This window comes from Sulfuricurvum sp. RIFCSPLOWO2_12_FULL_43_24, assembly GCF_001829605.1.
In the GTDB taxonomy this organism is placed as follows: Bacteria; Campylobacterota; Campylobacteria; order Campylobacterales; family Sulfurimonadaceae; genus Sulfuricurvum.
Genome location: NZ_MIBT01000105.1, coordinates 1 through 13,132, shown reverse-complemented (window position 1 = coordinate 13,132; position 13,132 = coordinate 1). Strand labels below are relative to the sequence as shown.

Here is a 13,132-nt window from a genome sequence, read left to right as displayed (position 1 = left end):
ATCGTTGTCAATAAAGAGGAGGTCATAATTGACCTGACGCTCCAACATTTTAAGTTCATCCAATTCATGGAAAGTGGTATAGCTGACACCGAAGTAGTCCAAATATTCTTTGAGGTAAGTATTTTGGAGTTTTTTCTTGCTGTGGCTCTCCAAGATGACCGCATTGATATTGGAAAATGATCCTTTAAGCGGTTCATTAAGGGTTTCAATCTCTTCAAACTCTAAGGTAAAGAAGAAGGTTGTTCCATTGCCCGGTTCACTTTCAAGATCGAGTTGTGATCCCATAAGTTCAACAAAGCGGCTCGAGATGGTAAGACCAAGACCGGTCCCGCCGTATTTACGGGTAATGGATGTATCTGCTTGAGAAAACGCTTCGAAAATGCGTGAACGTTGTTCACTGGTAACCCCAATCCCGTTATCTTTGACTTCGAAACGGATACGTGCACGGTTAAGGGTTTCACACTCTACGCGGCGGATATCGACACTGATCGCCCCACCGCTATTGGTAAATTTGACGGCATTGCTGAGGAGGTTGATAATAACCTCTTTGATTTTAGTCGGATCCCCTTTGAGCGGACGCTCAAGGCTTGGATCAACATAACAAGCAAGGTCGATATGTTTTTCAGAAGCACGAACACCGTATACTTCAACGGCACTCTCGAACTCGTCCATCGGATTAAAGACGATCTCTTCGATTTCAAGTTTATTACTCTCAATTTTTGAGAGGTCAAGGATGTTATTGATAATTTCGAGAAGATTTTCTGAACTTTTTTCGATGATGTCAATAAATTCGCGCTGTTCATCATGGAGTTCCGTATCTTTGAGAAGTTCGGTAAATCCGACGATACCGTTAAGCGGAGTACGGATTTCATGGGACATATTCGCCAAGAACATTGATTTGGCTTCGGATGCTTCCATCGCATATTGTTTGTCATTGAGCGTTTGTTCAATGATACGTTCCAAAAGGGCGTACGCCTGCGCCGTTCCGGCAGTCGTATCAAGATTAATCGAATGACTGAGTGCTTCTGCCTCATTATCATGGGTGTCTTCCGCAACCCGTTTCAAAACCGATTCGAGATTTTTGATGTTGGTAGTGATCTCAGCAGAGAAGAGATAGCCTAGAATGGCTACCAATACCCCTAAAATCCAAACACCGATTGCAATAACCAGAATTTGAACCGCTTGCTCTTGAACGACGAGGGCACGTTGGTCCATCGCTTCGATCAAAACTTGTTCAGCTTCATTGATCGCGTCGATTTTTTCTGAAATCATTGCAAACCAGATACCCGATTGTGTTTCATAAACACCGGTAGTAGCCGCTTGCAAAATACCGGTTCGCTCAGTCGTAATATCAAGGTAAAGCTCGGTGTTGTCTTCGTTAAACAGAGATTCTTTCAACGTGGTTTGAATCGCTTTATTGCTGATACCTTCTAGATTAAAAGTATCGGCTTTGGCGATCAGAGAAATCCATTTATTTAGCTCATCTTCGGCAAGCGGCGTTGCACGAGAGAGAACGTAGGTGATATAGTCACGTTCGATACTGCTGTATTCGTTTGCGCGTACCAGCGAGAGATAGCTTGAAGAGAGGGAGTTGACCTCTTCATCAAAATGGAGCGTTGCAAGGTCTGCGAGTTCATTAATTAGCTTCTCTTCCGAGTTGCCGTAAAGATCGGTAAAAATTTTATTAAAATCAGCGGTGCCGCTATCAACAATTGGTCGAGATTGCACAATCTCTTTATGAAGCGTGATGATGAGTTTCGACAGATCATTGGCCTTGGCAGCTTCTTGTGCATTGGTGCGAGCAAGCGTAGCAAGATGTTTTTGGTAATCGATTACTTTTTGATCAACAATGGTACGTTGCGCGTGGAGCGATTTGAGGGTGGCAGCTGAAGCGTTACCCATATACATAACCGTCATACCACGTTCACGCGAGAGGTTGTTGATAAGATCATTGAGTTGTTTATTACCCTCAAGTCTCACTTGGAGCTGTCCGGCCCCTTTATAGCTGACATACGCGTTATAAACATAGTAGCTCGCAAGGGTGAAAAGTATCAGAATTGGCAAGAGACTGATAAGGCGAAGTCGATTTCTAAGTCCTAATTGCATTGGTTCTCCTATAAATTTATAGTTGTTCGATAAAGCTATTGAGTCGTTTGGAAGCTTTATTGGCTTCTTGAGCATCATTGGTTTGAGACAAGATCGCCAACTCATCGGAAATTTCGCTTAAACGTAAATTATCGCTTATCCCCTTGAGTTGAGAAGCAGTTTTTTTCCAAGCATGGGTATCAAATGCCCCAATTGCTGCGGTAATTGCTTTTCCTGATGTAAGGGCATCATGCTTGTACTCATCAATCAGCTCATCAAAGAAATCATGCTCAATGCCCAGCTGCCCTGAAATGAATATTTTATCATAATGCAAAGGGGGAGTCGGATATTCAGCGGCCGTAGTTGTTTCATCCGAATCATCAAGGTTGATGCTTAATGTATCTTCGAAAGGTTCATTGCTAAGGGGTTTAAGGAAATTTTCATCATCGGTAGAATCGGCGATTACTTCCTTGGTCTTTTCGGTGGGAGCAGGGGCATCGTCTTTAAGCATGAAACTATAGATATCATCTTCTTCCATCGCATCGGCAGGAACGGATACCTTCAGGTCTGAGGCGGGTTCTTCTGCTGTTTCCGGTTTAAAGAACGGGATATTTTCTGCCTCTTTAGGCGGCTCTTTCCCCTCGAGTTTTGCAATAATCGTGTAGAAATATTTGAGATTTGCTTCGATTTCGATCGGGTCATTAGCGGTATTGATAATGCTGAGGGTTTCAAAAGCATCTTCAATACGAAGATTGGCTGCAACCCCTTTGAGCTTATGGGAAAGAATCTTGATATTATTGCTATCCCCTTTGTGGACCGCATCAAAAAGTTCGGTTTTAAACTCGTAAGATTGTTGAATAAAATCACCGATAAATTCTTGGATCAAATCGACCGGAAGGCCAAGCTCATGCGCTGCAACATTTGGGTCAAAGCGGTATGATTTATCGACTTTAAGCGTTTCCAAAAACCCTTTTTCTGCAGTGCTGTAATAAACATCACCGAGCATCGGACGCTCTACACGTTCTTCAACGACAGGCGCTGCTGGTGGAAGCTCTTCGTGCAGTTCTTCTTCATTCAGCGGGAGGGAAAGTTTGGCATACAAATCCTCTGCAGGCTCACCAAGCGGTTCTGAATCATCGATGGTTGCAGGAATATCCAAGGTTCCGGGTTCAGTCAGTGTTGTAGGGGTGATATGTCCATAATCGGGGAGAATATTGGTACTTGGAGCAAAAGGTGCAGGCGTTTCGACAGGGGCAGACTTGAATTCCGGCTGAGCTTTAGGGGTGATGGTATGGGGTTTGATCTCATCGCCGCTAATGGACTGAATATGGGTCATATCAATCATATAGCCATTTTGCCCGGGTTCTGCACACAGGAAAAAGTTATGGACACTCAATGTACATGAAAATGTTTTCCCATGTGCGTGAACGATAGCTGATCTGGCATCCGAATCGGCATGGAGAAGAAAGTCGATCCAGCCAAAGCTTTTGAAGTTGTGGATATACCCCGGCTCTTTTGCAAAAAGATCGGCGACATCTTCACATACTTCTAACAGATCGTCGAGGGTTGCATAATTTAAAAGCTTGAGCCCATCTTCATCGATTCCTATAAATTCGTGTTTATGATTATAAAATAGCACTCATTTCCCCTTATTGTTCTTGTTCGATCATTTTTCGGTACAACGCAGCCGTCTCTTCAATATTTTTTCGAGATGCCGGTTTTCGGGCTGCCATATACCCTTTGAGCTTCCCGTTCTCATCATAGGTTGGGGTTACTTCCGTATCAACCCAATAATAGCGGCCGTCTTTGCGGAGGTTCTTGACCAATCCGTGCCAAAGTGTCCCGGACTGAACTGTTTTCCACATAAGTGCAAACGCCGCTTTGGGCATATCCGGATGACGGATGATGTTATGCGGTTGACCAATGAGCTCATCGACGCTGTAGCCGGAGATTTCACAAAATTTTCGGTTTGCAAAAGTGATCACACCATGCAAGTCTGTTTCGCTAACAATAGCGCGCCCGTCAAAAAGATACTCTTCATCGATTGGAATAGGTTTTCCCATCATTTGACCCCTTAGCTAAAAAACTGCTGAAAACACAATCCTTGGAATATGGCATAAACTCCATAAAAGATTACTTAGAGATCTTCTCTGTGTAACAATTTTGGATATTTTTTGCATCTTTTTCCCCGATTAGGTCACAAAGTGTCTCAAAATCGCTTTTTGCGATGGCTTCATACGTTCCAAAATACTCGATTAATTTATGAATTTTTGGTTGTGATATTCCATGAACCAGTAGTAATTTAGAGTGCTGGTCACGTTTTAGTTTAACTTTTTTATGAAAGGTAATGGCACTACGGTGAGCTTCATCTCGAAGCATTTGGATAAACTGAAGCCGTTTATCAGAACTCTCCAGCCGTAAGATTTGATGCTCCGTGTGAAGGATATCATGAGCGGCCCCTTTGGAGCGATGGGCTTTTGCGTCAATTTTCTCTTTGCTGATAGCGATGACATCGAGATGAATACCATGAGAATTCAGTAGATCAACCGCTAAAGTCCGTAGAGTAGAACCGCCATCCAAAACCCATAAATCCGGTGGAGGATTGGATTCGAACCCTTCGATTCGGCGACGGAGCATTTCGGACATTTGTCCGTATTCATCGCGGCTTTGTAAGTGATAGGTACGATACCCTTTTTTATCAAAATGGCCGTTATCGTAAACGACCATTGCTCCTACTATGGCATCGCCTCCATGGTGAGAGTTATCAAATATTTCGATCCGATTGGGGAGGGTGTCGAGTCCAAAGAGTTCTTGAATCTGAGATAAGAGTACCTCATTGGTAGGTTGCGGTGTCCGCAGAAGCTCATGGGCATTAGTAATGGCGAGATCGATCAGCTCTTTTTTCCCGCCTCGCTGAGGCGTTTCTAAGTGAGCTTTTTTACCGAAAAGTTCACTTAGATGTTCATGAACCCAGTCTCTCGATTCAAACGGGTGGGCTGTCAGGATAGGGGCAATGATAGGGGGCTTTTCACTGCCATAGAACCCCACCAGTGTCCGCTCGTACGCCTCATCCAGCGAGAAATAGGGGGTAACCGGGATGAAATCGTGAGTGCTGGAAGCCACTTTCCCCTCGCGGATGAAAAGACGGAGAATACAGCCGCGTGTTTCGTTCACGGCTATGGCGAATACGTCGTAGTTTTCGGTCGAGGCCAGATCTATTTGGGAGGTGATTTCGCTTTTGGAAATCCGCTCAATCCGGTCTCTTAGTATCAGGGCTTCTTCAAAGCGGAGCGATTCGGAATAAAACTCCATTTTCGCTTCGAGTTGCTTGATGAGACGCCGTTTGTTTTGAATCCATTCGATCCCCTGCTGTACCATCGGAAGATAGCTCTCACGCGGTACTGGAAATTCGCAGGGAGCGAGGCATTGCTCCATCTGGTAAAAGAGGCACCCTTTTTTTCCTCTCAAACAGCTTTTTTTCTGTACCAGTTTAAGCAGTTCGTACAAAGAGTCGAGAATGTCACGTGCCCCGATGGAAAAAGGGCCGAAGTAGCGGACCCCTTTGCCCTTGATAATTTTGCGGGTAAGCTCGAATCTTGGGTAGGGTTCTTCCATATCGACATACAAATAGGGATAGGTTTTGTCATCACGCAAGAGGATATTGTATTTGGGTTTGAGCTGTTTAATAAGCGAGTTTTCCAAAATCAGAGCGTCGTGTTCGTTTTCAACGATAATATAGTGAAGCCCCACGGTTTCAGAGAGCATTTTTTGGATACGCAAGGAGAGCGATGTTTTGGGTGAAAGTTCAGGGGTAAGATTAAAATAGCTTTTGACCCGTTTGGAGAGGTTTTTGGCTTTTCCGATGTAGAGGATTCGACCTTTTTCATCAAGATACTGATAAATCCCTGCAACCTGAGGCAAAGAGCGAATCTGATTGACCATCGCTGAACTCTTTAATCAATAATTTATTGAAGCTATTATACCATCCGTCATTAAAGAACTGACAATGGGCTTTGCTCATTTTAGTGTGTAACATTTAGTTAAAAAAAGAGGGAACGATGTCAAAAATATTTGCAGTGGGCGTCATTGTCGCCATCATACTATTTTTGAGCGGATGCGGCTATAAAGCTCCCCCGTATTACGAAAAACCGGCTCCGGCAAAGGAATCGTCCGTTGCGTTATGATGTAGTCATTATCGGTTCCGGAATTGCAGGTTTATACGCGGCGATAGGTCTGCCAAAAACGCTGAATGTTTTGGTGATCAACAAATCGTATCCGTGGGAATGCAACACCTATTATGCCCAAGGGGGAGTTACCACGGCGTACGATAATGCTGATATTGCACTGCATATCCAAGATACGCTGGACGCGGGTGCGGGGATGTGTGATGCAGAGGCAGTTCGAATACTGAGTGAAAATTCTCAGAGCGTTATTCATGATCTCATTGATCGGGGTTTCTCGTTTGACAAAGACGAAGAAGGAAATCTCCTGTACACCAAAGAAGCGGCCCATTCGCGCAGTCGGATTCTCCATGCCGGAGGGGATGCGACGGGGAGATATTTACACTTTTTCTTGTTGAATCAAAACCCCCATCCGATGCTTAGCGAGGCTACCGTAATCGATTTGTTGATTGAGAACGCCCAATGCTGCGGAGTGGAAGTTCTGATTGAGGGGAAGCGAAAAATTATTTTGGCCGATAATGTTATTATCGCCAGCGGCGGGGTAGGATCGCTGTACGAATACCATACGAATGCTTCGAGCATCAGTGGGGACATTCACGGAATTTGTATCGAAAAGAAGATTGAACTCGAATCGATGGAGATGATGCAGTTTCATCCGACGGTTTTTGTGGCGAATGATTGGGCACGTAAACAGCTCCTCTCCGAAGCACTCCGAGGGGAAGGTGCTCATGTCGTAGATGACAACGGATACCGCTTTTTGTTCGAGTACGACCCGCGCGGGGAACTGGCTCCTCGCGATATTGTCAGCCGCGCTATTTTCGATTACAAAAAGCGGAGCGGGAAACAGGTTTATCTCTCGTGCGAAGATTTTGAAAGCGAATATTTCAAAGAGCGGTTTCCCAACATTTACAAATCACTGAACGATATGGGATTTCATTTGCCTAAAGAGCGTGTTCCTATCTCTCCGGCATTTCATTACGCGATCGGGGGAATAAAAACCGATTTAGAGGGGAATGTGCCGGGGATCAAAGGGCTTTATGCTGTGGGTGAAGCCGCTTCGACCGGAGTCCACGGTGCAAACCGTTTGGCGAGCAATTCGCTTTTAGAAGGGCTGGTATACGCTCAAAAAGTCGCCCTTTCAATCCTCTCACATTCATTTTCACATTGCACTAAAACGTTTGACATTGGAGACGAACCGCTGGAAATGTCGGGGGATAAAGAGAAAAAAGATCAGCTTCGACATATTATGTGGGAGAAGGCTTCGATCGTTCGGACACCGCAAGGGCTTCAAGAAGCACAAGAGAAGATTGAAGCGCTGTTGCGTGAGCCAATCGGGAAGCTGTTGAAACTTCGTCTTTTGACGGCTAGAGCTATCGTGGAGAGTGCTCAGAAGAGAACGGAATCGATCGGAGTTCACTATATTATAAAATAAAACGTTAGTTATAATTCACCATATAAATATAAGGAGTTTTAATGTTTTTCGAAAGTATAAAAATCATGTTTTTGGGGATGGGGACGGTTTACCTCTTCCTTATTATTATGATTTACATGACTAAACTGATGTCAAAACTGCTTCTTCGTTATTTCCCGGAAGCACCGAAAGTACATTCACACACATCTGCACCAAAAGCTCCGGTCCAAAAAAATAATGAGAATGCAAAAATTGCTGCTATTTTAGGTGCATTACAGCATCATCATCAATTAGAACGAGAGGGGAAAATTTAATGAAAAAATTATTCTTTTCTCTTGCAATGATATTAAGTCTCTCTTTGTCGAGCATGGCCTCAGAGCCTACGGCAACTGATACTACGGTGGAAACTGCAACAACGGTCGCATCTGAAACTGAGGCACCTAAAAAATCAACTTATCGTGAAGAGAACTATCAACCGATGAGTTTCAATGAAATGATGATTAACTTCTATCACACGACAGGAATCAGTGCTCTTGTAGAGCCTCAAAAAGGGGTTTTGACTTCTCATGGCGAACCGATGTCGGATTTCCACCAAACGTGGGGACGGCTGATTATGTTTTTGGTCACTTTCGTCCTCTTTTATCTGGCGATTGCCAAAGGGTTTGAACCGTTATTGCTTCTACCCATCGCATTCGGCGGGTTACTTGCCAACGTCCCAATCGCAAACATGGCGGGGCCGGATGGCTTGCTCGGTATCATCTATCATATGGGGATTGCCAACGGTCTTTTTCCTCTCCTGATTTTTATGGGGGTAGGGGCAATGACCGATTTCGGACCGCTCCTCGCCAACCCGAGACTTGCTCTTTTGGGCGGTGCGGCACAGTTCGGTATTTTTGGAACCCTCGTCGGTGCGTATGCCCTCAGCCAATATACAACAATTTTTGATTTTACGTTGCAACAATCTGCCGCTATCAGTATCATCGGCGGAGCGGACGGCCCGACGTCGATCTTTATCGCTTCGACGTTAGCTCCGGAGCTTTTAGGTGCGATTGCCGTTGCATCATATTCGTACATGGCATTGGTTCCGATTATTCAACCTCCTATTATGAGAGCATTGACGACTCCTGAAGAGCGAAAAATCCGTATGCGTACACTGCGTCACGTTACGAAACTCGAAAAGCTCCTTTTCCCGATTCTTGTACTGATGCTGATTATTTTTATTCTTCCCGATGCGGCTCCGTTGGTCGGTGCGTTTGCACTTGGTAACTTCTTTAAAGAGACGGGCGTTGTCAATCGTTTGAGTGATACGATGCAGCATGCATTGATCAACATTGTCACCATTTTCTTAGGTCTTGCCGTAGGATCGAAACTGGCGGCAGAGCAGTTTTTGGTTGTCGATACGTTGGCTATTTTGGGTCTTGGTCTTTTGGCATTTTCCGTCGGAACGGCTGCTGGAGTTTTGATGGCGAAACTCATGAACGTATTCAGCGAAGAGAAAATTAATCCATTAATCGGTTCTGCGGGGGTTTCAGCGGTTCCGATGGCGGCTCGTGTCTCTCAAAAAGAAGGGATGAAAGACGACCCTAGCAATATGTTGCTGATGCACGCAATGGGACCGAATGTTGCCGGTGTTATCGGTTCTGCGGTTGCTGCGGGTGTTATGATCGCACTGTTTAAATAGTTGATGTCCCTTATAACCTTCTAAAGCTACCCGTATCTTTCGGATACGGGAGAAAGCTGACGTTTAACACTCTTCTTGAAAAATTTTGTAAAGTCATGTCAAAGTACTCTTTCGGCATAATTACGCATTGCTGTCTATAATCTTCATCTACCCCTCATATTCATGAATCTCTAATTCTTTGTTTGGGTCTCTTCATCACATTACGTGATTATGCGAAGAAAGATAAACACAGTTAACCCTATTATTACAGGAGCTTCAATGTTATTGATGTCCCCAAGACAAGAGTGGTTCGGTAATATCCGAGGCGATATCCTCGCCGGTATTGTTGTCGCTCTTGCCCTCATTCCCGAAGCCATAGCCTTTTCGATTATAGCCGGAGTTGATCCAAAAGTGGGACTTTATGCCTCATTTTGTATCGCAGCGGTGATCGCGTTCGTCGGTGGTCGCTCCGGGATGATCTCAGCGGCTACAGGGGCAATGGCACTGCTTATGGTGACACTCGTCAAAGAGTACGGCTTGCAGTACCTGATGGCAGCGACCCTTTTGACGGGTGTATTACAAATCCTTGCAGGGTATTTGAAACTCGGGGTTCTTATGAGCTTCGTTTCTCGAACCGTCGTGATCGGATTTGTAAACGCATTGGCCATTTTGATTTTTATGGCTCAACTGCCGGAGCTTACGAATGTGACGTGGCACGTTTACGCCCTTACAGCAGCGGGGTTAGGGATTATCTATCTTTTCCCCTATATCCCTACTATCGGAAAATTGATTCCCTCACCGTTAGTCACCATTATCACGCTGACTGCGGTTACGGTTGCGATGGGGATTGATGTCCGTACCGTCGGCGATATGGGATCACTCCCCGATACATTGCCGATCTTTTTATGGCCCGATGTTCCGATGAATTTTGAGACGTTGGCGATTATCTTCCCTTACGCTGCGGCATTGGCGGCGGTGGGGCTGTTGGAGTCGTTTATGACGGCAACCATCATTGATGATATGACCGATACCGACAGCGATAAAAACCGCGAAGCCAAAGGGCAGGGGATCGCCAATATCGCCAGCGGATGTATGGGGGGGATGGCAGGCTGTGCAATGATCGGTCAATCGGTTATCAACGTCAAATCAGGGGGACGAGGACGTCTCTCTACCCTCACCGCAGGGGTATTGCTCCTCATTATGGTCGTCTTTATGTCCGATTTGATTAAAATAATCCCGATGGCAGCACTCGTAGCCGTGATGATTATGGTCTCGATAGGGACATTTAACTGGGACTCGATTAAAGGGCTAAAAACACTTCCGCTTTCAACGAATATCGTAATGCTCTCTACCGTCTTTGTAGTGGTGGGAACTCATAATCTGGCATTGGGTGTATTTACAGGGGTATTGCTGGCATCGCTGTTTTTTGCCAATAAAATTAGCCACTTTATGTACTGGGAGAAATACTTCGAAGAGACGAGCAGTACCCGTATCTATAAATTTATCGGGCAGATTTTCTTTAATTCCGCCGATCGTTTTGCCGATGCATTCGATTATAAAGAGGATGTCAAAAGAGTCATTATCGATGTAACACGTGCTCATTTTTGGGACATTACTGCCGTTTATGCTCTCGATAAAGCAGTGATAAAACTGCGTAATATGGGAAAAGAGGTTGAAGTGATCGGACACAATGAAGCGACCCAAACGATTATCGATCGTTTCGGCATTCACGACAAACCCTCTGACATTGAAAAGGTAATGGGCGGGCATTAATGCTAATACGTTAAAATAACTGAAAAATAAAAGAGAGGGGTTGGCTTGTTAACGATTATTGTAACAACATTGCTCTTATCACTCCTAATCAATATTTTTATTCGTAAAATTCATCTGCCTACCATTATCGGCTATATTATAACGGGAACGACGATAGCGTATATCTTTAATCTTCATGATGCGGTCAGTAATCATGATCTAAAAGAGATCGCCGAATTCGGGGTTGTGTTTTTGATGTTTACTATCGGGTTGGAATTTTCTGTAGCTCATTTAAAGCGGATGAAGTATGAAGTATTTGTCACGGGAACATTGCAAATACTTCTCACATCTTCTCTTGTTTTTTTCCTTACCTATTACGGATTACATATTGAGCAAAATTCTGCTTTTATTATCTCTCTTGTTGTTGCCCTCTCTTCAACTGCTATTGTCCTTAAACTTTTAAACGAAAGTGGTGAAATCAACCGCCGACACGGGCAAAGATCGCTGGGGATTCTCATTATGCAGGATATCGCCGTTATCCCTATTTTGCTTATTATCGGGTTTATGAGCAGCAATTCCACAAATATCTCTTTGGCATTGCAGGATATGGTACTAAGTGCGGTTATATTATTGGCCTTTTTGTGGGTTTTTGGAAAGCATATTCTGGAGCCTTTTTTAACCCAAATCCTTAAAACAAACTCGGATGAACTCTTTGTAGGAAGTGTTTTGTTTTTGGCGATTGGTGCATCGTATTTAGCGCATGTTTTGGGTTTTTCCTATTCTTTGGGTGCTTTTATCGCAGGTATGCTGATCGCCGAAACGAAATACAAACATCAGGCGGAAGCCGACTTGATCCCCTTTAGGGATTTATTGCTCGGTATCTTTTTTATCACCGTAGGGATGCAGATAGATTTTTTCTTGCTGATTTTTCAACTCCCTCTCATCTTGGCGATATTGATGGGTGTTATGGTCCTGAAATTTATCATTATTTTCGCTCTTGTTAAGATTGATGAAAGCAAAAGAGTCACGCTCAAGACGGCTTTTAGTCTCATACAAATCGGTGAGTTTTCACTGGCAATTTTGGAGTTGGCACGCTCAAACGATCTGATCGCACAACCCTACAGCCAAGTATTGATCGCAACGATCGTTTTATCGATGATTATCACTCCGCTTATCTTGAAACATCTCACCCCTCTTACCGATATGTTTATAAAAAAAGAGGATGAAAATATAGAAAATGAACTCTTTTCGGATGAGTTAAAAGATCACACGATTATTTTGGGATTCGGCGAGTTTGGGCGCAACGTTGCCGCAGCACTCAAAGAAAAAGGTGAATTTTATCTCGCTATCGAAAACAATATCAACACGTTTCACGAGATTCAAAAGATGGGAGAGCCTGCTATTTTCGGTAATGCTCTTAAAAAAGAGGTATTAAAAAAAGCCAATATTCATATGGCTAAATACGTTATTGTCGCGATTGATAATCCGGCAAAACTCTATCATGTATGCCAAACGATTGAGCAGTTTGTTGATAACTCCAAAATTATTGTCAAAGTACATACACAGCATGAAAAAAATATTATTGCCGAACTAGGAATTAGCAATATTATCATTGAAAATGATGTGATGAGTCAGCAGGTATCTCGGCTTATTATCGATTGATCAATGCGTTAAGACTTTTTTTTACGATAAACTACGATTTTTAATTTTCAACCAATACAAAAGGAACAAAATTATGACTACCGTTATCACGGAACAGCCTATAGACTTAGTATTTCACCCTTTTGGATGGCTACTTCTTAGTATTTTTGTCATAGGGTATTATTTTATCGCTGCTGAAGAGAAATACCATATCGATAAAGCGAAACCGGCACTCTTTACCGGAACGTTGATGTTTGTCCTGATCGGACTTTATTATGTGAGCGTCGGGGCGGATTTAACTCCGTTTGAGCACGAAGTCGATCATCTGATTTTGGAAATCGCTGAGATCTTCTTTTTCTTGTTTGTCGCGATGACCTATATCGAGGCATTGGTTGAGCGAGG

General features: G+C 43.9%; 10 protein-coding genes and 1 pseudogene. 7 read left to right on the top strand and 4 right to left on the bottom strand.

Annotated features, from left to right (window positions below):
* From A3G19_RS09985 to uvrC, 4 genes are all read right to left on the bottom strand, one after another.
* The coding region (locus A3G19_RS09985) for an ATP-binding protein (protein ID WP_294872487.1) at positions 1-2,106 on the bottom strand (2,106 nt) is incomplete at its 3' end.
* Positions 2,107-2,122: 16 nt separating this feature from the next.
* Entirely contained in the window at positions 2,123-3,724 is a 1,602-nt protein-coding gene (locus A3G19_RS09980; protein WP_294872484.1) for a hypothetical protein, read from the bottom strand.
* Positions 3,725-3,734: 10 nt separating this feature from the next.
* Positions 3,735-4,148, bottom strand: coding sequence for a PAS domain-containing protein (locus A3G19_RS09975; protein WP_294872490.1), 414 nt, complete (start codon positions 4,146-4,148; stop codon positions 3,735-3,737).
* Between the two features lie 70 nt (positions 4,149-4,218).
* Positions 4,219-6,027 carry an excinuclease ABC subunit UvrC gene (gene uvrC, locus A3G19_RS09970; protein ID WP_015652732.1) on the bottom strand — a complete coding sequence of 603 codons (1,809 nt, stop codon included), beginning with the start codon at positions 6,025-6,027 and terminating at the stop codon, positions 4,219-4,221.
* A 116-nt stretch (positions 6,028-6,143) separates the two neighbouring features.
* Here uvrC and A3G19_RS09965 point away from each other — a divergent pair, with 116 nt between their 5' ends.
* From A3G19_RS09965 to A3G19_RS09935, 7 genes and pseudogenes are all read left to right on the top strand, one after another.
* The gene (locus tag A3G19_RS09965) at positions 6,144-6,269 is read left to right on the top strand and encodes a lipoprotein (protein WP_291750916.1); all 126 of its coding nucleotides are present in this window, start codon (positions 6,144-6,146) and stop codon (positions 6,267-6,269) included.
* On the top strand, positions 6,259-7,698 hold the full coding sequence (gene nadB, locus A3G19_RS09960) for an L-aspartate oxidase (protein ID WP_294872481.1): 1,440 nt from the start codon (positions 6,259-6,261) through the stop codon (positions 7,696-7,698). The genes A3G19_RS09965 and nadB overlap by 11 nt, the downstream gene beginning before the upstream one ends.
* Before the next feature lie 41 nt (positions 7,699-7,739).
* Positions 7,740-7,991 (top strand): OadG family transporter subunit, encoded by a 252-nt coding sequence (locus tag A3G19_RS09955; protein ID WP_015652734.1) that lies wholly within the window; start codon positions 7,740-7,742, stop codon positions 7,989-7,991.
* Positions 7,991-9,358, top strand: a complete 1,368-nt coding sequence (locus A3G19_RS09950; RefSeq protein WP_015652735.1) for a sodium ion-translocating decarboxylase subunit beta — start codon at positions 7,991-7,993, stop codon at positions 9,356-9,358. The genes A3G19_RS09955 and A3G19_RS09950 overlap by 1 nt, the downstream gene beginning before the upstream one ends.
* A 258-nt stretch (positions 9,359-9,616) precedes the next feature.
* Positions 9,617-11,110, top strand: coding sequence for a SulP family inorganic anion transporter (locus A3G19_RS09945; protein ID WP_294872479.1), 1,494 nt, complete (start codon positions 9,617-9,619; stop codon positions 11,108-11,110).
* Between the two features lie 45 nt (positions 11,111-11,155).
* The gene (locus A3G19_RS09940; protein ID WP_294872477.1) at positions 11,156-12,751 is read left to right on the top strand and encodes a cation:proton antiporter; all 1,596 of its coding nucleotides are present in this window, start codon (positions 11,156-11,158) and stop codon (positions 12,749-12,751) included.
* A 73-nt stretch (positions 12,752-12,824) separates the two neighbouring features.
* Positions 12,825-13,132, top strand: a pseudogene (locus tag A3G19_RS09935) (sodium:proton antiporter); the annotation flags it as partial.